Source organism: Arthrobacter sp. Y-9 (assembly GCF_029690065.1).
In the GTDB taxonomy this organism is placed as follows: domain Bacteria; phylum Actinomycetota; class Actinomycetes; order Actinomycetales; family Micrococcaceae; genus Arthrobacter_E.
The window spans coordinates 2,845,654-2,863,530 of the sequence record NZ_CP121463.1 but is presented as its reverse complement, the minus strand read 5'-3'; the positions used below and the strand labels follow the sequence as shown (position 1 = coordinate 2,863,530).

Sequence of the window (17,877 nt, the reverse complement as noted above, 5' to 3'; positions counted from 1 at the left end):
AGAGGAACCGCGCAGAGAAACGCAACCGTCCCACCACGTGCCTGTCCAAGGGCAACGAGGGGCGCCGCGTGGACCGCGACCAGGCCTACGGTGGCCAAGAGCCTTTCAGAAGCAACGCTGCTTCGTCGGTGATCCGTTTCCGGGGATCCTCGCGCTCATCGGCCCAAGGGCGGGCCCGGCCTTCCCCCTCCGTCACCGCGAGAACGATCGGTTGAAGGGCCGAAGGATGGCCGAGCTTGATCCATCCGTGGAACCAGATCAGCCGGCCGCCGATTTCCGGTTCGAGTTCTCCTCCGGTGATCTGTTCGCACCACCAGCGAACCAGTTCCCACCGATTGAGGGGGCTGTCGATAGGCTCAGCCGGTTCAAGACCCAGTTCGGCGACGACATCGTGGAACAGGTCGCGCGCGTCGCTTTCCTCCCGCCGGGAGAGTCCTGCCAGCAGCAAGAGGGATGCCGAGTCCACGCCGTCGAGCACCGCCCGCACGGCGACCGCGATCAGTGTGTGCGAACCGAGGGGTACCTGGAGCGCCTCGCTGAGGGCGAGCATCCGAAGGCCTTGGAGTGCATCCACGGGATGAGTCTGCCACGACGATCGGCGCGGGCCTGGTCACGAGGCTGAGGAGCGTTGGACCATGCTCACGAACATGAACGTGCCCCTTGAGGCAAAGGCAGTCGTTCCGCGGAGCGTGCGGTCGGGCCTGCGGACTGCTGCGAAATCAGTTTCTCAAAGCGCGCAGAGCATCCATGACGGTCAGCGGCGGCACCTCGAAACCGGTCGCGCGGGAGCCCGACCAGTTGAGTCCGACGAGCATTCCATCGCGGTGGAGGCCCGGGAGCCAAGCGTCCATCCACCGGTCCAGCGGCAGCGAGATCACCTCGAAGTCACGGTAATCAGGAACTGAACTGACGACGCTTTCCGCGCGGCCAAGGAGAGACCAGAAAGGCATGGTCCGGTGCCCTTCGGCGCTCAACGGAGCCGGAAAGCCCCGGTCATCGCGGACGGTCCACACCTCGAGGTGTTGGACGACTTCCCGGTAGAACGCGCTGGCGTGCGCGGCACTGATGCTCACGATCCTCATCCTTGCAGAAGGCGTCGAGAGAGTGCCTCATGCTGAGTCCCGACGTCTAGGCTGGTCGTGGAACGCTCGGGCGACGTCGCGAGAACCCCTTGGCTGATCTGTCCGGCCCGACCCCAGCGTCAAGCGAACCGCAGGACGGCCTACGGCAGGTTCTGGAACAACGATGTCCTACAGGTGAGGAGCTCAGCATGACCGGCACCCCTTCACTTCCCGCAGGGTCGCCCTGCTGGGTCGAGACGCTTCAGCCCGCCCCGGAATCCGCAGCGTTGTTCTACGGTGAGCTGTTCGGCTGGACATTTGATGAGGCGGGCCCGGACGGCTCCCGTGTCGCGCGCCTCGACGGGAGGCGTGTGGCCGGCGTCGCGCAGGCACCGCCGATCCTCGACCGGGGCGCCTGGGTGATGTACCTCCTGGTGACTGACTTGGAGGCGACCGTCGACGCCGTCCAGGAAGCCGGAGGCACCGTGCTCGCCGGGCCCCTGGAACTCCAAGAGGGTGAGCGCACCGCGCTCTTCACGGACCCGGCAGGAGCGGCCTTCGGAGTGCGCGAAGGCAGTGCCCCGACCATCAGCGAAGTCGTCGATGTGCCTGACGCCTGGCAGATGAGCGCACTGCACACCCCCGACGTCGAGGCGGCCGGCGCGTTCTACGCCGCGGTTTTCGGGTGGCGGATGGAGCCAGTGCCCGGTTCGGCGCTCGCCCTCTGGCGCCTGGACGGCAGCACGCGCAAGGCCGCCGACCCGGACCTTCCCGACGACGTGGTCGCCGTGGCCACGGAAACCCCCGCGGCTGCGGGCGTTCCGACGCACTGGGCGATCAATGTGCAGGTCGCCGACGCGGATGAGGTCGTGCGCCGAGTCATCGAGCTGGGCGGGTCCGTGCTCATGCCGCCGACGGATGCGCCGGGCTTCCGGAACGCTCTGATCGCGGACCTTCAGGGTGGAGTGCTCGCCATCAGCCAGATCGTCAGGTGACCCGGACCCCTCTGCTGTGGGCTGCTCTGCCCGTGGCAGAGAGGGGCCCATCGCAGGGTCACCCGGGGTGACGATGGCTTCATGACTGATGCTCCGAAACAAGCCCTCTTCTCCGAATCCATGCGGCGCGAGTTCTTCGAGCGCCGTGTCCTGGTGCTGGACGGCGTCCTCGACGACGACAACGGCACCGTCCTCGCCACCCAGCTGATGCTGCTGGCCGCCGATGACCCGTCGGCGGACATCGCTCTCTGGATCCATTCCCCGGGCGGCTCCGTTCCCGCGATGCTGGCGATCCGGGACATCATGCGGACCATCCCCAATGATGTCTCCACGCTCGCCCTCGGGATCGCGTGCAGCGCCGGGCAGTTCCTGCTCTCCTCCGGCGCCCAAGGCAAACGGAAGGCGCTCCCTCATTCCCGGATCCTGATGCACCAGGGCTCGGCGGGCATCGGGGGAACCGCGGTCGACATCGCCCTGCAGGCCGACGATCTTCGCCATATGCGCGACACCGTCCTCGGACTGATCGCCCAGGACACCGGCCAACCGGTGGAGCGCGTCCATGAGGACTCCCTGCACGACCACTGGTACACGGCGGAGGAGGCCAGGGCTTACGGCTTCATCGACGCGGTGGTCGGCTCCTTCGAGGAGTTCCGGCCGTCGTCGCGCGTCGCCGCAGGGTTCGCGCATGCCACGGGAGGGGCCGTCCGATGAGCAGCTACACGATTCCGAACGTCATCGCCCAGCATCCGCGCGGTGAACGCATCATGGACGTCTACTCGCACCTGCTCACCGAACGGGTGGTCTACCTCGGCACGGGGATCGATGCCGGCGTCGCCAACGCGCTCATCGCGCAGCTGCTGTATCTCGAGGCGCAGAACCCGGAGCATGACATCCAGCTCTACGTCAACTGCGAGGGCGGCGACCCGAGCGCCATGCTGGCGATCTACGACACCATGACGTTCATCAAGCCGGACGTGGCGACCACGTGTGTCGGGCAGGCCGTCGCGGTGGGGGCGGTCCTGCTCGCCGCCGGCGCGGACGGCAAGAGAGCGGCGCTTCCGCACTCCCGCATCGTGCTCCATCAGCCCGCGGCGCAGGGCCGGGGGACGATTCCCGACCTCATCCTGCAGGCCGACGAGGTGATCCGCATCCGCTCAGATATCGAGGAGGCGCTCGCGCTGCACACGGGCCAGAGTGTGGAGACCCTGCGCCGGGACACCGACCGGGACCGCACCTTCACCGCTCAGGCGGCGCGCGACTACGGCTTGCTGGACCTCGTGATCACGAGACGCTGAGCAGGGCCGCGTCGGGGTTGGGGATCAGGCGGCCAGCGCGAAGCAGGTCGGGCCGGCCATGCTCTGCTCCACCACGGGACGCTCGACCGTGAGGGCCTGCGCCACATCGAGCGTGAGATCCACGAGGGTCACGTCCAGGGCACGGGCCACGACGGCGATGATCTCGCTCGACGGCTCCTTGCGGCCACGCTCGATCTCGGACAGGTACTGCGTCGAAACGCCGGCCCGCGCGGCGACCGTCTCGAGGGTCTCACCCCGCTCGGTCCGCCGGCGGCGCAGCGACCCGCCGAGGAGGTGACGCCACAGCGGCTCCCGCCTCAGGGGGCTCACCGGCGAGAGACGAGCGACGACGTCGGGGGCTTCGGAGCGCTGTTCGCGGAAGGGATTCTCGGCCATGCTTCATCGTAGGACGGCGGGTCGCCGGGCAGGAGATTCTCTGCTGTCAGCAGAGAACTTCACCGCAGTGAGAGTGTGGCCGCCTCGGACGGCGGTTCCGGGGACACCGCCTTTTGCGGCACGACGACGATCTGGACGTCGTCCTCGTAGACGACCCGGCCGGGATCGTCCGAGTGGAACAGCTCGCAGGCGACGTCGTAGCGGCGCAGGAGGTCGACGTAGAGGTCGACCCTGGCCAGCAGGTGTTCGGCGGTCGACTTGAACCAGGCCTGGGCGGCCGGATTCGCGACGGGATCGTAGACCGACTTCGCCGGGGTCGGATAGGCGGCGTCGTAGTAGTCATTGGCGCTGCGCCAGGACGCCCAGTCCTCAGGACTGAGGTGACCCTGCTTCGCCAGCCGATTGGCCAGCGCGAAGATCCCCAGATGGATCCCCGTGCTGTCGGGCACCGGGGACTGGTAGCGGAGGAATCTCTGACTCATACCGACCAGCCAAGCAGACGAGGCGGAGACACGCCCGGAACCGGAGTGTGCGGGTTGCGACGTGGTGGGTCGATCGTCACTGCGGGTGGTCTCACGGCGTCGCCATCAGGCTCACGCACTCCCGGACGTTCCGCCCGGTCCCGGCCGGGATTCGAAGGTCCGTCGATAGGCCGTGGGAGTGAGTCCGGTCTGCGCGGCGAGGTGTTTGCGGAGGTTCGCGGTGGTCCCCAGCCCACTGCGGTCCGCGACCTGGTCCACCGAATAGTCGGTCTGTTCCAGCAGGCGGCGGGCGTGCTCCAGTCGGATGGCACTCAGCCATTGGAGCGGTGTGCAGCCGAGTTCCGCTCTGAAGCGCCGGTGGAGCGTGGCGACGCTCAGGGACGCGCGGGCGGCGACGTCGGAAACCGTGATCGCTTCGGTCGCGTGCCGTTCAGCCCAGTCGAGAGCCGCCGCCAGGTCGCTTTCGGCTTCTTTGGGGATCGGCCGGTCGATGAACTGCCGCTGACCTCCCGGCCGATGGCCTGGGAAGACCAGCCGACGGGCGACGGCGGATGCGACATCCGCTCCGTGGTCTTTCCTGATCACGTGCAGCGCCAGGTCGAGCGCGGCCGCGCTGCCGGCCGAGGTGAGGATGTCGCCGTCGTCGACGAAGAGGACCGCCTCATCGAGATCGACCTGTGGGTACCGGGTGCGGAATTCGTCCGCCCACTGCCAGTGAACCGTCGCGCGGCGGCCGGTCAGCACGCCAGCCTCCGCCAGCGTGAAGGCGCCGCTGCACATGCCCAGCAGGCGTGCGCCCCGTTCATGGGCCCGGGTGATCGCGCTGAGGACGTCGGGATGGTGGGGCATCGACGTGTCGGGGCGGTTGGGCACGATGACGGTCGTGGCGTCGTCGAGAGCTGAGAGATCCGCGATGCCGGTCATCCGGAAGAACCCCTGACGCATCCGGACCGTCTGGTGCGCGGCGCACAGCCGGAAATCATAGAGCAGGCCGCCGACCTCGGGGCGGTCGATTCCCAGGACTTCGGTGAGGCACGCGAGTTCGAAGGGGTTCGATCCCTCGTCGACCAAGGCGACCACGGTTTCCGATCGAGAGAATTGTTGCGACATGTGCCATTTATTGCACTTTCTCCAGCGCTCGGCAATCCGGACGATGGAAGACATGAAGCATCAGAGCGTCAACATCGACACCGTCCTCGGCTCTTTCCAGGAACTGTGGAGCCCTCGGATCCTCACGCAGGTCAACGACTGGGACGTCCGCTTGGCCAAGGTCGAAGGATCGTTCGTCTGGCACACTCACCCGGACACGGACGAACTGTTCATCGTGCTGGACGGTGCCCTCGACATCCATGTCCGGGAGTCGGGAGAGGAACAGGTGGTGCACCTCGAGCGGAACGATGTCTTCGTCGTCCCGCGAGGAGTCGAGCACCGCCCTGAGTCATCGGAAGGGGCGACGATCATGCTGTTCGAACCGACCGGCACGTTGAGCACGGGTGATTATGAGGGGGAGATCCCGGACCACATCACGTCGACCACGGGCCTGCCCGCCTGAGGCGGACGTCCCGTCCCTCTCACTGCACAGAACGCCGGTCGAGCGCCGCGCCCCGACAGGGAACGCTGCGCCCGAGCGGCGTTTCGGGCCGGAACCAGCCGCTAGCCGGAGATGCCGGGCCGGCCGTTCTCCTCGCAGCCGGTCAGACGACGGCGGAACGTCGGGTCCTGCTCGGCCGTGATCTCGACGTCGTACCAGCCGTTCTTCGTCTCCCAGCCGAGCGACTTGCGCGCCCCCGGCTTCAGGCGCACCGTGGTGGTCCGGTCCCGGTACTGCAGCGAGGTCAGGCACAGGGTCACCGCGGCGGTCCCGTTGTTCCGCAGCTCCAGGTGCAGCGAGTCGCCTGTGCGGCGATCCACGGAGACGTCGACGCCGGCCGCGGCGCCCGCCGTCGTGCCCTTGAGCTCGTACTGGAAGCGGTTCGGGCCGGTGACGATCAGGTCGACCCGGCCGCTCGGCGCGGGAAGGCGGACGGTCTCCGCGGACTTCACGTCCACGTGCCGCGGCTCGGCGACCTCGCCCGCGTAGCCGTACACGGTGAAGTGCGTGGAGCGGGTGCCGGCGTTGCGCAGCGACAGCTCGACGCCGTCGTCGTGCAGCGAGGCGGCGACGCGCGGCCGGTAGGGGAGCGGCCGCGCCGGGCGGGTGCCGCGTTCCTGGATCGGGGCCACCTGCGCGACCGGGGGAACCGGGTGCCAGCGGCCCACGGCGGCGGGGACCGGCGCCGGGTGATCGAGCTGCGGCGGGGTGCCGCCCGTCGTGAAGTCGAAGACGCCGGTGAGGTCGCCGCAGACCTCGCGGCGCCACGCCGAGATGTTCGGTTCCTGCACGCCGGTCCACTGTTCGAGGAAGCGCAGCACGGAGGTGTGGTCGAACACCTCTGAGCTGACGTGCCCGCCGATGGTCCAGGGGGAGACCACGGTCATGGGAACGCGCGGGCCCAGGCCGATGGGCCGGGCCGTGGTCCAGTCGGTGGACTCGCCCGAGGCCGGGCGGGGCTGGACGGGCGGCGGGACGTGGTCGAAGTAGCCGTCGTTCTCATCGAAGTTCAGGAAGATCGCGGTGCTGTCCCAGGTCTCCGGGTCGCTGGCGACGATGTCCAGCATCCGGTAGACGAAGTTCGCGCTGCCCACGGGCGTGGAGGAACTGGGGTGTTCCGAGTCGGCGGCGGAGGGGACCAGCCAGCTGACCTTCGGGAGCGTGCGGCCGGTGATGTCCGCCGCGAAGCGTTCCAGCAGCGTGTCCGGTCGGCCGCGGTGCATGGCCTTGTCGAACAGGGCCTGGTCGGCCTTGCTCAGGCGGGCGCGCCCGGCGTCGAGCTGTGCCAGCAGACGGTCCTGTTCGGCGGGGGTCTTGCCGTGCAGGGAGTCGTAGAACTCCTCGGTGGTGCGGAAGTTCCCGTCCACGGCCGCGAGCATGGTGCGCCCGATCTTCTTGAAGGTCTGGAAGTATTCGACGGCGTTGTCCGTGAAGTTGTCCCAGTCCTGGTAGATCCGCCAGGACACCCCGGCCTTCTCGAGACGCTCGGGGTAGGTGGTCCAGTCATACCCGCCGTGTGCGTAGTCGTAGGCCGCATTGGTGACGGCGCGCTGCGTGGAGCCGGGTTCGTAGCCCGTGGTGCCGCTCCAGAGGTAGGTGCGGTTGGGGTTGGTGGAGCCGTTCACGGAGCAGTGGTACGCGTCGCAGATGGTGAAGGTGTCCGCGAGTTCGTACTGCAGCGGGATGTCGGCGCGCTCGTAGAACGTCATGGTGGACGGGCCCTTCGCGGGGATCCACTGGTCGCACCAGCCGTTGTTCCAGGCCTTGGTGGTGCCGGCGAACGAGTGGTCCAGGGCGCCGAGGTACTGGATGTCCGAATCCGGCCGGCCGGCGAGCTCCGCGGCTTTGCGGAGTGAGAACGGCAGGACCGTCTCGCCGGTGGGGCGGGCTTGTTCATACATGCTCTTGCCGTTGGGCAGGCGGGTGATCGACCGGTCGCCATAGCCGCGCACACCGCGCAGCGAGCCGAAGTAGTGGTCGAAGGAGCGATTCTCCTGCATCAGGATCACCACGTGCTTGATGGACTGGAGGCCGCCCGGGCGGACGGGACGGGCCATGGCGGCCTGCACCGACGGCGGCAGCAGGGAGCCCGCTGCGGCCAGCGCGGTGGCGGCGGCGGTGGCGCCGAGGAAGCCGCGGCGGGACAGGCCGGTGGTGCCGGGAGTGGGGTTGTCGTCCGGGGAAGCGGGAGGTAGCGACGTCATGCGAATGCCTTCCGTGAGGGGTTGGGACCTCCCACGCTAGAAGGCCCCGGTGAACCCACGGTGACTTGTCTGTACATCTTCCGGCAACCACTCGAACAGAAGTGCGCGGCACCCCTCTCACACGCGAACCGCCAGTTGTGGCCCGTATCCGAGGTGGATACGGGCCACAACTGGCGGTTCGCGTGAGGGGGAGGGGAGGGGATCAGGCTGCGGCGCGGGACTTCCGGTTGCCGAACCACCAGGCGATCTCCACCAGCACGATGCCCACGGCCGCGACGCCGAACGCCGTCCAGAGCTGCGCCGGTCCGCCGATCTCGAGCTGCAGCACCGAGCGGGCCCCGGGGATCGCGAACATGGCCACCGTCCCGCCGATCATCGCGGTCAGCAGGAGCGCCTTCCACCAGGTGTACGGCCGCGCCACGATCGCGAGCACCCACAGGGCGATCGTCATGAGCGTCAGCAGGGCCGCGGTCGAACTCTGCGCCTGCGGCACGGCATCGCCGCGCACCATGAGATAGGACACGAACGCCGCGATGCCGACGACGACGCCGGCCGGCAGCGCGCGCCGCAGGACCCGGGAGGCGAAGCCCGGCTGAGCCCGGTCATGGTTGGGCGCGAGGGACAGGACGAAGGCGGGCAGGCCGATGGTGAACCACCCCACGATGGTCACGTGGCGGGGCAGGAACGGGTACGGCACCTGGTCCAGCCCGATCAGCCCGGGCAGCCCCACGAGAATCGCCAGCAGCACGGAGTAGACCGTCTTGGTCAGGAACAGCGTGGCGACGCGTTCGATGTTGCCGATGACCCGGCGCCCCTCGGCCACGACGTGCGGGAGGGTGGCGAAGGAGTTGTCGAGCAGCACGATCTGGGCCACGGCACGGGTGGCGGGACTGCCGGCGCCCATGGCCACCCCGATGTCCGCGTCCTTGAGGGCCAGGACGTCGTTGACGCCGTCGCCGGTCATGGCCACGGTGTGGCCCTTGGACTGCAGGGCCTTGACCATGGCGCGCTTCTGATCCGGGGTGACCCGGCCGAAGACGGTCCCGCGGTCCACCTCGTCCGCCAGCGCGGCCGGATCGGCGTCCAGCGTGCGGGCGTCCACGGTGCGCTCCGCCCCGGCCAGGTGGAGGGACCGGGCCACGGCGCCGACCGAATCGGCATTGTCCCCGGAGATCACCTTGACCTTCACGTTCTGCTCCGCGAAGTACTCCAGGGTGGCTGGCGCCTCGGCCCGGACCTTCTGTTCCAGGATCACGAGAGCTGCCGGGGCCTGGATCGTGGCGGAGTCGAGGTCGCGGGCACGGGCCAGGAGCAGCACGCGCAGGCCGGTGGAGCCGAAGCGGTCGGTCTCGTGGCGCCACGGTTCCAGCCCGGTGACGCCTGCGGCCTCGGCGGCGTCCAGAAGGACGTCCGGCGCTCCGAGGAGCCAGCTGCCGGAGGCGTCCTCGGCGGTGTCGCCCTGGAAGGTCGCGCCGCTGTACTTGCGGCTGGACGCGAAGGGCAGGGTCTCGGAGACCTCCCAGGCCGGTGCGGTGGGGTAGGCCTCGCGGATGGCTTCCATGGAGGCGTTGGGCCGCGGGTCGCTCGCCGCCAGCGCCGCCAGGGCTGAGGCGGCCAGCTGCCGGGCGGCTCCGTCGGCGCCGGGGGTGGCGCCGGCGTCGTCGTCCGCTGAGAAGTCGCCGGGGGTCTCCACAGAGCCCAGCCGCATGGCGTTCTCGGTGAGGGTTCCGGTCTTGTCCGCGCAGACCACGTCCACGCGCGCCAGGCCCTCGATGGCCGGCAGTTCGTTGACGAGGCACTGGCGGCGGCCGAGGCGGATGACGCCGACGGCGAAGGCGATGGTGGTCATGAGGACCAGGCCTTCCGGGACCATCGGCACCAGGGCGGCGACCATGCCCCGCAGGGCGTCGGACAGGGCCTGATGTCCGGAGAGCTGGTTGTAGATGGAGAGCACGCCGGCGGGGATGAGGAGCCAGGTGATGACTTTGAGGATCTTGTTGATGCCGTTGCGCAGTTCCGAGTTCACCAGGGTGAACTTGCTGGCCTCCGCGGAGAGCTTCGCGGCGTAGGCCTCCGAGCCGACCTTCGTGGCCCGGTACAGGCCGGTGCCGGAGGAGACGAAGCTGCCGGAGAGGACTTCGTCCCCGGGAGCCTTGGCGAGGGCGTCCGATTCGCCCGTGAGCAGGGACTCGTCCACCTCCAGGCCGGACGCTTCGAGGACCTCGCCGTCCACCATGACCTGGTCCCCGGGGCCGAGCTCGATGAGATCGTCCCGGACCACGTCCTCGGGTGCGATGTCCTGGCTGGTGCCGTCCCGGCGGACGCGGGGCTTCGCCTGCCCGACGATCGCGAGCCGGTCCAGGGTGCGTTTCGCCCGGATCTCCTGGATGATGCCGACCACGCTGTTCGCGATGATCAGGAGGCCGAACGCCGCGTCGATGAAGTACCCCGTGGACACCACGATCGCGGCCAGGACCGCGAAGATCGCGTTGATGCGGGTGAAGACGTTGGCGCGGACGATCTGCCAGGTGCTGCGCCCGGTGGAGTCCTCGGTCCGGTTGACGGCGCCCGCCGCGACGCGTTCGGCCACTTGATCCGGTGTCAGGCCTGTCAGGGGCACGCCGGGACGGTCATCGAGGGTCTGCACGGTGCTCACGAAGCCAGCCTAACGGCGGCGACTGGGCCGCGCCTCGGAGCGCGGGTGGAGATGCGGGTGCGCCTTCGGGATGACCCTGCCTTCCTCGCGTTGTGTGCTCAGTTGTTGCGGGTCCCGGCGGCCATGACCCGCAACAACTGAGCACGCAACGGCCGGAAGGATGGACGACGACGCCGGGTCAGGCCATGCGGTCCAGCTCGGCGAGCGTCACCTCGTGGAGGAGGGGCTCACCACGGGCGGCGCGGGCGGCCTCCGTGATCGCACTTCCCGCGAGCCGTTCCAGCTCGGTGCCCAGGGAGCCGGCGATGTGCGGGGTGAGGACGACGTTCGGCAGGGTGTAGAGCGGTGAGTCCTCCGGGAGCACCCACGGGGTGGTGACGTCCAGGATCGCGTCGATGTCGCCGAGGGCCAGGCGTTCGATCAGCGCCTCCTGGTCCACGAGTTCACCCCGCGCGGTGTTGATGAAGGTGGCCCCGGGCCTGAGGGTTCCCAGCAGCTCCCGGCTGATCATCCCGGCCGTGCTGGGCAGGGACGGCGCGTGGAGGGAGACCACGTCGCTCGTGGCGACGAGTTCGTCCAGCGGGAGCAGTGTCGCCCCGAGGGACTCCGCCTCCGTGGCGCTCAGGTAAGGGTCCGCGACGCAGAGTTCCAGCGAGTACGGCTTCAGGAGACGCAGCACGTGCCGTCCGATCCGGGACGCCCCGATGATGCCCACCCTCCGGCGGTGATTGCCGATGTCCGGGAACAGGGTGAGGGGATCCAGCCCCGCGCGCTCGCGGTGCAGCAGGCCGCTGAGCCGGAAGGCCTTCTTGTTGGCCAGCAGGATCATGGCCACGGTGTACTCCGCGACGGGGATGGCGTTCTCGTCCGCGGCGGAGGTGACCCGGATCCCCCGTTCCCAGCACTCCCGGGAGAGGTGAGGCTTCACCGTGCCGGCCGCGTGGTGAATCGAGCGGAGCCGCGGGGCCCGGTCCAGGACGGCGGCGTCGATCCAGGCGGTGCCCCAGCAGGTGAAGAGGGCGTCGACCTGGCCCAGGACCTCGAGCGCCTCGGGGGAGCCGTACTCGGTCAGGGGCGTCTCGGTGACCAGGGAGAGTTCCGGCGGGAGGTTCCGCAGGACGTCCTCCGGGAAGAACTGCCCGGCGGTCGCCGCGGGCATGGCCAGGGCGACGCGATACGGGGAGGAGCCGGGGAGGGAGCTGCTGGACGTGTTCATCGTTCTCTACTGAACGCTCCGACGTTCAGATGCACAACCAGATGAACAAAGACGGACGTGTCGGCCCCCTACAGCGCCAGGCCGGCCGGAAGCTGCGTCCGGGTGGACTGCCGTGGCACGAACTGCGGCGAGAGGGCCACGCGCTCGCGGGCGCAGAACCCGTCCCGGACCCGCTGCAGACAGAGGCTCGCGGCACGGTGACCCAGCTCGAACTTCGGCGGGGCCACGGCGCTCAGGGGGAGCAGGCCGAGAGAGGCGATCTCGTCGTCGTAGGCCACGACCTCCACGTCCTCCGGGACCCGGACGCCCTGCTCGAGGAACAGTTCCGTGAGGGCGAGCGCGCAGCCGTCGTTGTGGACGAGAACGCCGCGGATGCCCTCCGCCCGGCAGCTCTCGGCGAGGCGGGCGAGTGCGGCGCGGTGGGCCTCGTGCCCGTGCGCCGAGGACGGGATCCGCACCACATGCGGCGCGTGACCGGTAAGCTCCAGGGCCCGGCGGTAGCCCGCTTCGATGGGCGGTGAGTTGGGGCTGTCCTCGAGAATCCCGAGCGCGACCGGCCCTCCACTGGACTGCACCCAGCGCCTCACGAGCCGTTCGGTGCCGCGCACGTGATCGGTGAACACCGAGTCCCACGGGCCCGGGTCGAGGACGTTCTCGAGCGGCCGTTCCACCAGGACGACCGGGATCCGGGCGTCGTAGAGGGCTTCCAGCGTGGGGGTCGGACCGTCGTCCGCGCCGAGCGGGGTGATCAGGAGGGCGTCGATCGGCGACGCGAGGAAGCGCTTGAGCAGCCGCAGTTCCTCGTCGGGGTCGTAGCCGCTGACGCCGAGCACCAGCCGGGCGCCCGCCTGTTGAGCGGCGCGGCCCGCTCCTTTGATGATGAGGGAGAAGTAGTACTGCGAGGTGGGGACCAGCAGACCGATCGTGAGCTGACTCGGCGCGGCCGGACGGAAGGCGGAAGCGCCACCGGGCAGGCCGTCGTCGGCCGGCACCGCTCCACCGTGCACGCGACGCAGCACGCCCCGGCGCTCCAGCGTCGCGAGGTCACGCCGCAGCGTCATCCCGGAGACCCCGACCTTCTCCGCGAACTCGGTCGCCATCAGCTTGCCGGAGAGCGTGAGCTCCTGCTGGATGAGTGCGTGCCGCTCCTCGGCGTGCATGATCCCCCTCGGGTGTTCAGTTTCTTTCAGATGAACGACGTTCCTTCCAACTGAACAGGCCCGCCCCTAGCGTGGTCAAGAGCTGTCCGGGGTCTGACCGCCCAGCGCCGCCTCCGCGGCGCCCCCGGGCGCACGGAGAGGGTGAATGGACAGGTGAACGACGACGCCGCGCAGCGCCGCGCGTACTGGTTCGGCTTCGCGGACCGGCAGCTCCTCGCGGTGCGGCCGTACTTCTCGCCGGGCCACGCTTTGCTGCGGCTTCCTGGACGCCCGGCGTTCTCCGGGGTCCGCTCGGACGAGCTCGAAGGGTTCGCCCGCACCTTCCTGCTGGCGGCCCTGCGGGTGGCGGGGTCCGGCGGCGACGACCCCCACGGACACCTGGACTGGTACCTCCCGGGGCTGGTGGCGGGCGCGGAGCGGGCAGCGGGCGAGGGTGCCGACGCGGCGCGCACAGCAGCCGCCGACGAATCCTGGAACCCCGTCGTCAGCCGGACCCAGGCGCTGGTCGAGGCGGCGTCCGTGGCGATCGGGCTGCAGCTCACCCGGCCCTGGCTCTGGGACCGCCTGGGCCCTCAAGAACAGGACACGGTCGCGTCCTGGCTGCAGGGCGCCGGAACCGCCGACCCCTGGGACAACAACTGGGTCCTGTTCAACGCCCACGTGGCGGAGTTCCTGGCCGGCGTGGGACGTGACCACAACCCGAACCACATCACCGCGGCCCTGGACCGGATCGAGGACTGGGCCGTGGACGGCGGCTGGTACCGCGACGGGGACAACGGCGGCACCGGCGACTTCTTCGACTACTACTGCGGCTGGGCCCTGCACCTCTACCCGCTGCTCTGGTGCCGGTTCGCCGCGGACCGGTCGGTCGGCGGCGCTCACCCCTGGGCAGCGGACCGGTTGCCGCGGTACCGGGAACGCCTGAGCGAGTTCCTCCGGACGTACCCGGCCTTCTTCGGCGGCGGAGGGGAGCCGGTCTTCCACGGCCGTTCGCTGACCTACCGCTTCGCCGCGGCCGCTCCGCTGGCCCTTGGAGCGCTCTTCCTGGAACCGGACGACCCGGGTGGGGACGCGGAGTCACTGGCGCGGGCCGGGACCCTGGCCACGGCGACCCTCCGGTACTTCGACACCCCGGACGCGTTCCCGGACGGAATCGCCTGCCTCGGCTGGCAGGGGCCGTACGAGCCGATGATCCAGAACTACTCCGGACCCGGCTCGCCGTACTGGTCCTCGAAAGCGTTCCTGGCGCTCCTGCTCCCGGAGAGCAGTCCCTTCTGGAACACGCCCGTCGACACGCAACCGCCAGATCTGGAGGAAACCGCTCTCCTCCCGGGACCCGGTTTCCTCCTGCACCGCGGTCCGGACGGGATCGCCCAGCTCGCCAACCACGGCAGCGACAAGCACTACGGCCCCGGCAGCGACAACGCCCTCTACAGCCGCTTCGCCTTCTCCAGCCACACGGGGCCCATGCGGCTGCCGGGGCAGGGTCTCGGCAGCGGCACCGACCCTGTGCCGTCCGAGGCGGTGGACAATCATCTGGCCGTGCTCGACGCCGCGGGCCGCGCCTCGTGGCGCACCCGGATCCATCGCTTGGAGACCTGTCCGGGCACAGGCTCCGGAGCAGCGGTCGCGAGTTTCCACCGGCCGGTCTGGACGGTCACGGAGGACGAGGCGGAGCAGCCCCTCACCGTCGCCACCGGCACGACGGCGCGCGGCGGCTACCAGCTGCGCGTGCACCGGGTTCAGCTTCCGGCGGGTCCTGCCGGGCGGTACGACGGATGGTCCGTCCGCGAGGGAGGCTGGGCCGTCACTCCCGGGGTCCACGCCGCCCTCTGGCCTCTCACGCAGGACCCGCTCACGCAGGGGAGCGCCGTCGTCGTCGGAGAGATGCAGGGGACCACCGCCTTCGGCGAGGCGCGGTGCCCGACGGCGACCACCTCACTGAGTGCCGCCACGACCCTCCTGGCCTCCGTGCATCACCTCGGGCTGGAGACGCCCGGACACCGGCCCGGACCGTTCGCCCTCACCGAAAGCGGGGGATGGGTGCGGGCGTCGGTCCGGATGCTCCCCCTCCAGGACGATGAGGGGGAGCCGTTCACCCTCGGGCTCGAGTTCAGGACACCCGGGACGTGAAGTAGGCGCGGGTCGCGGAGGAGAAGCGCGCCCACAGCAGCAGGCCGATCCCCAGGACGGCCAGCACCAGCACGACCACCAGGGTCCCGCCCACGCCGCCGGCGGCGGTCTGCGAGAACTCCGGCTTCGCCCACTGGACGATCCCGGACACGAACGCCACGGTGAGCAGCACCCCGCCCAGGAGCGGCAGGATGCCCCGGAGCCAGAGGTTCCGGGCCGAGTCCCGCAGCGTGTGCCGGAAGGTCCAGACGCACGCGAACGCGGTGACGGCGTAGTAGAAGGCGATGAAGACCGTCACGGCGTTGGCGGAGTCGATCATGACGTTGGCGCCCAGGAAGGTCAGCACGAGGTAGTAGACGCCGGCGGCGCCGAACACCACCCAGGAGACCGTGCGCGGCGCCTGCGTCGCCGGTTCCACGGAACCGAGGCGTGCAGGCAGTGCGCCCTGACGGCCCATCGCCAGCAGGCTGCGCGTCACCGGGAGCACCGTCGCCTGCGCGCCGGAGAGGATCGAACCCAGCAAGGACACGAGGACCACCCATCCCCACGGGCCCAGCGCCGTCTCCCGCAGGGCGCCCATGACGTCGCCGGAGTTGTCCGGGTTGCCGAGGCCGATGCCGTTGGTGTCCGTGGAAGCGAACATCATGAGCAGCACCGTGAGGGCCAGGTAGACCAGGACCAGGGCCACGGTGGAGAGCAGCGCGCCCCGGCCGGGAGTGCGGGAGGGGTCGTCGCTCTCCTCGTTCAGGGAGAAGCAGGTGTCCCAGCCCCAGAAGAGGAAGATCGCCAGGAGCACGCCCTGGCCGAGCCGGGACGGGTCCTGAAGGGCGGCGCCCAGGTCGAACCAGCCCCAGTGGAAGACCTCGGCCGCGCCGTCGCGGACCACCCCCACCACGAGGGCGATCGCCAGGACGCCCAGGGCGATGTACTGCACATAGGTCAGGGTGCGCTGGACGTTCTCGCCCATCCGGATGCCCCGCGAGTTGACCCAGCACATGCCGGCCATGATGACCAGCGCCGTCGGGACGGTCAGCCAGGGCGAGACCTCCCAGGAACCCCGGGAGATGAGCGCCCACAGGTACTGCGCGGCCACATGCCCCAGGTTCACCAGGACCACGACGCTCGCCACGGCCGTGGCGAAACCGGCCGCCCAGCCGCTGTAAGGGCCGAACGCCCTCCGGACCCACGTGAAGGACGTCCCGCAATCGGGTTCGCGCGCGTTGAGCTCCCGGAAGGCCAGCGCCACCAGGAGCACCGGCGCGAAGCCCAGCACGAGCGCCAAGGGGGCGAAGTCGCCTACCCGGGACACGATCAGCCCCAGTGTCACGGACAGCGCGAAGACGGGCGCCGTGGAGGCCATGCCCAGCATGGTCAGATCGCCCAGGTCCAGGATCCCGGCCCGGAGGCCCTTCGGCGTGACGGCGACGGCGGCCGAGGGACCGCCGTCGGTGATGCCCTGACGGTTCATGCCGCACCTCCTGTGAATGCCTCAGCGGCTTCGGCTTCCAGCTCCGCGGCGGTGGGCGCCGGGGCGTCGATGATGTTCGGGACGAAACGGCAGAAGAAGTCCGTGACGGGACCGTCCGACTCCCGGATGCCGCAGCCCACGGACTCGCCGCCCACCACCCAGAGGCCCAGCACCGGATGGCTGCCGTCGAAGTCCGGGAGCTCCTGGTACTGCTGGTAGCACCAGCCCTCGCGGCCGTAGTCGCCGGGCTGTTCCAGGTCGATGCCTGGGGCGTGGATGCGGATGTTGTCGCCTTCGCGGCCGTGCAGGGGCTTGGCCACCCAGGCGGTCAGGTCGCGGGGCGAGTCCAGATACGCGGGCAGGAGGTTCGGGTGCCCGGGGTAGAGGTGCCAGAGGGCGGCGAGCAGCGCCTTGTTGGAGAGCAGCATCTTCCAGGCCGGCTCCACCCACTGCGGGTTGACCTCACGCCGCAGGAGGTACTGGCCGAAGGGCTCCTTGGCCATGAGCTCCCACGGGTACAGCTTGAAGATGGTGCTGATGGGGAAGTCGTCCATATCGACGAACCGCTGGTACCCGTGGTTCCAGCCGATGTCGGACATGTTGATGCCGACCGTCGCCCAGCCGGCCTGTTCGGCCACGTCCCGCATGTAGCCCGTGGTCATCCAGTCCTCGCCGGAATCCTCTTCCTCCGCATGCGCCAGGTGCAGACGGGACATGCCGGTCCGGGCCTGGTAGCGCCGCCATTGCTCGATCAGCGCCTCGTGGATCCCGTTCCACTGATCCTTCTCCGGCATGACGTCCTGCAGCCAGTACCACTGGGCGAGCGACGCCTCGATCAGACCGGTGGGGGTGTCCGCGTTGTATTCGAACAGCTTGGCGTCCCCGCCCTTGCCGTCGTAGGCGAAGTCGAAACGGCCGTAGATGTCCAGGTCGCCGGCCTCCAGGGACGCGACGGCGAGCTCACGCGCCTCGGGCCCGATGCCCAGGTCACCCATCGCCCCGGTGCCCAGGAAACGTGCGGCCTCCAGGCACATGCGATGCATCTCCTCGGCCACGAGTTCCAGACGCTCCACCTCGTCCATCTGGAATTCGTAGTAGGCGTTCTCGTGCCAGTACTCCACCTGGGTGCCGTCCGGCTTGGTGCTCGTGGAGAACACCAGTCCCACGGATTCGATCTTCTCGCGCCAGTCCGGGCGCGGGGTGGCGGGTTTGCGTTCCAT

Annotated in this window: 16 protein-coding genes; 5 read left to right on the top strand and 11 right to left on the bottom strand. The window is 69.6% G+C overall.

The features are described 5' to 3' along the window. Window positions 1–85: 85 nt before the first annotated feature. Together P9849_RS12955 and P9849_RS12950 are read right to left on the bottom strand one after the other, a co-directional pair. Entirely contained in the window at window positions 86–574 is a 489-nt protein-coding gene (locus P9849_RS12955) for a hypothetical protein (protein ID WP_278267149.1), read from the bottom strand. Window positions 575–719: 145 nt separating this feature from the next. Beyond that, entirely contained in the window at window positions 720–1,073 is a 354-nt protein-coding gene (locus P9849_RS12950) for a DUF2750 domain-containing protein (protein ID WP_278267148.1), read from the bottom strand. A 197-nt stretch (window positions 1,074–1,270) separates the two neighbouring features. Between P9849_RS12950 and P9849_RS12945 the strand changes: the two genes are divergently transcribed. The 3 genes from P9849_RS12945 (at window position 1,271) to P9849_RS12935 (ending at window position 3,351) form a co-directional block, all read left to right on the top strand. After that, a complete protein-coding gene (locus tag P9849_RS12945; RefSeq protein ID WP_278267147.1) occupies window positions 1,271–2,056 on the top strand; it encodes a VOC family protein in 786 nt (261 codons plus the stop codon). Between the two features lie 81 nt (window positions 2,057–2,137). Beyond that, window positions 2,138–2,767, top strand: a complete 630-nt coding sequence (locus P9849_RS12940) for an ATP-dependent Clp protease proteolytic subunit (protein WP_278267146.1) — start codon at window positions 2,138–2,140, stop codon at window positions 2,765–2,767. Further along, window positions 2,764–3,351, top strand: coding sequence for an ATP-dependent Clp protease proteolytic subunit (locus P9849_RS12935; protein WP_278267145.1), 588 nt, complete (start codon window positions 2,764–2,766; stop codon window positions 3,349–3,351). The genes P9849_RS12940 and P9849_RS12935 overlap by 4 nt, the downstream gene beginning before the upstream one ends. A gap of 24 nt (window positions 3,352–3,375) precedes the next feature. On the opposite strand, the gene P9849_RS12930 is transcribed toward P9849_RS12935, so the two are convergent. The 3 genes from P9849_RS12930 to P9849_RS12920 all read right to left on the bottom strand — a co-directional run bounded on the left by P9849_RS12930 (window position 3,376) and on the right by P9849_RS12920 (window position 5,393). Beyond that, window positions 3,376–3,747: a helix-turn-helix transcriptional regulator gene (locus P9849_RS12930; protein WP_278267144.1), complete on the bottom strand. Its 372-nt coding sequence runs from the start codon at window positions 3,745–3,747 to the stop codon at window positions 3,376–3,378. A 59-nt stretch (window positions 3,748–3,806) separates the two neighbouring features. Continuing rightward, a complete protein-coding gene (locus tag P9849_RS12925) occupies window positions 3,807–4,229 on the bottom strand; it encodes a hypothetical protein (protein ID WP_278267143.1) in 423 nt (140 codons plus the stop codon). A gap of 111 nt (window positions 4,230–4,340) precedes the next feature. Further along, window positions 4,341–5,393 carry a helix-turn-helix domain-containing protein gene (locus P9849_RS12920; protein ID WP_278267142.1) on the bottom strand — a complete coding sequence of 351 codons (1,053 nt, stop codon included), beginning with the start codon at window positions 5,391–5,393 and terminating at the stop codon, window positions 4,341–4,343. Here P9849_RS12920 and P9849_RS12915 point away from each other — a divergent pair. Next, window positions 5,392–5,781, top strand: coding sequence for a cupin domain-containing protein (locus tag P9849_RS12915; protein WP_278267141.1), 390 nt, complete (start codon window positions 5,392–5,394; stop codon window positions 5,779–5,781). The genes P9849_RS12920 and P9849_RS12915 overlap by 2 nt on opposite strands. 101 nt (window positions 5,782–5,882) lie before the next feature. On the opposite strand, the gene P9849_RS12910 is transcribed toward P9849_RS12915, so the two are convergent. The 4 genes from P9849_RS12910 to P9849_RS12895 all read right to left on the bottom strand — a co-directional run bounded on the left by P9849_RS12910 (window position 5,883) and on the right by P9849_RS12895 (window position 13,056). Next, window positions 5,883–8,024, bottom strand: a complete 2,142-nt coding sequence (locus P9849_RS12910) for a phospholipase C, phosphocholine-specific (protein ID WP_278267140.1) — start codon at window positions 8,022–8,024, stop codon at window positions 5,883–5,885. A 202-nt stretch (window positions 8,025–8,226) separates the two neighbouring features. Beyond that, the gene (locus P9849_RS12905) at window positions 8,227–10,680 is read right to left on the bottom strand and encodes a cation-translocating P-type ATPase (RefSeq protein WP_278267139.1); all 2,454 of its coding nucleotides are present in this window, start codon (window positions 10,678–10,680) and stop codon (window positions 8,227–8,229) included. A gap of 178 nt (window positions 10,681–10,858) precedes the next feature. Continuing rightward, the gene (locus P9849_RS12900) at window positions 10,859–11,896 is read right to left on the bottom strand and encodes a hydroxyacid dehydrogenase (RefSeq protein ID WP_278267138.1); all 1,038 of its coding nucleotides are present in this window, start codon (window positions 11,894–11,896) and stop codon (window positions 10,859–10,861) included. 68 nt (window positions 11,897–11,964) lie between these two features. Then, complete coding sequence (locus tag P9849_RS12895; protein WP_066211699.1) at window positions 11,965–13,056, bottom strand: LacI family DNA-binding transcriptional regulator; 1,092 nt, start codon at window positions 13,054–13,056, stop codon at window positions 11,965–11,967. A gap of 141 nt (window positions 13,057–13,197) precedes the next feature. Here P9849_RS12895 and P9849_RS12890 point away from each other — a divergent pair, with 141 nt between their 5' ends. Then, the gene (locus P9849_RS12890) at window positions 13,198–15,189 is read left to right on the top strand and encodes a DUF2264 domain-containing protein (protein ID WP_278267137.1); all 1,992 of its coding nucleotides are present in this window, start codon (window positions 13,198–13,200) and stop codon (window positions 15,187–15,189) included. On the opposite strand, the gene P9849_RS12885 is transcribed toward P9849_RS12890, so the two are convergent. Both P9849_RS12885 and P9849_RS12880 read right to left on the bottom strand, forming a co-directional pair. Further along, window positions 15,170–16,657 carry an APC family permease gene (locus tag P9849_RS12885; RefSeq protein WP_278267136.1) on the bottom strand — a complete coding sequence of 496 codons (1,488 nt, stop codon included), beginning with the start codon at window positions 16,655–16,657 and terminating at the stop codon, window positions 15,170–15,172. The genes P9849_RS12890 and P9849_RS12885 overlap by 20 nt on opposite strands. Continuing rightward, the gene (locus P9849_RS12880) at window positions 16,654–17,877 is read right to left on the bottom strand and encodes a glutathionylspermidine synthase family protein (RefSeq protein WP_278267135.1); all 1,224 of its coding nucleotides are present in this window, start codon (window positions 17,875–17,877) and stop codon (window positions 16,654–16,656) included. The genes P9849_RS12885 and P9849_RS12880 overlap by 4 nt, the downstream gene beginning before the upstream one ends.

What these genes read in the sequence shown, in the direction of transcription:
- P9849_RS12930 (WP_278267144.1), bottom strand. Translation starts at nt 3,747, where the DNA reads ATGGCCGAGAATCCCTTCCGCGAACAGCGCTCCGAAGCCCCCGACGTC.
- P9849_RS12940 (WP_278267146.1), top strand. Translation starts at nt 2,138, where the DNA reads ATGACTGATGCTCCGAAACAAGCCCTCTTCTCCGAATCCATGCGGCGC.
- P9849_RS12885 (WP_278267136.1), bottom strand. Translation starts at nt 16,657, where the DNA reads ATGAACCGTCAGGGCATCACCGACGGCGGTCCCTCGGCCGCCGTCGCC.
- P9849_RS12920 (WP_278267142.1), bottom strand. Translation starts at nt 5,393, where the DNA reads ATGTCTTCCATCGTCCGGATTGCCGAGCGCTGGAGAAAGTGCAATAAA.
- P9849_RS12935 (WP_278267145.1), top strand. Translation starts at nt 2,764, where the DNA reads ATGAGCAGCTACACGATTCCGAACGTCATCGCCCAGCATCCGCGCGGT.
- P9849_RS12900 (WP_278267138.1), bottom strand. Translation starts at nt 11,896, where the DNA reads ATGAACACGTCCAGCAGCTCCCTCCCCGGCTCCTCCCCGTATCGCGTC.
- P9849_RS12910 (WP_278267140.1), bottom strand. Translation starts at nt 8,024, where the DNA reads ATGACGTCGCTACCTCCCGCTTCCCCGGACGACAACCCCACTCCCGGC.
- P9849_RS12915 (WP_278267141.1), top strand. Translation starts at nt 5,392, where the DNA reads ATGAAGCATCAGAGCGTCAACATCGACACCGTCCTCGGCTCTTTCCAG.
- P9849_RS12880 (WP_278267135.1), bottom strand. Translation starts at nt 17,877, where the DNA reads ATGGAACGCAAACCCGCCACCCCGCGCCCGGACTGGCGCGAGAAGATC.
- P9849_RS12895 (WP_066211699.1), bottom strand. Translation starts at nt 13,056, where the DNA reads ATGCACGCCGAGGAGCGGCACGCACTCATCCAGCAGGAGCTCACGCTC.
- P9849_RS12925 (WP_278267143.1), bottom strand. Translation starts at nt 4,229, where the DNA reads ATGAGTCAGAGATTCCTCCGCTACCAGTCCCCGGTGCCCGACAGCACG.
- P9849_RS12945 (WP_278267147.1), top strand. Translation starts at nt 1,271, where the DNA reads ATGACCGGCACCCCTTCACTTCCCGCAGGGTCGCCCTGCTGGGTCGAG.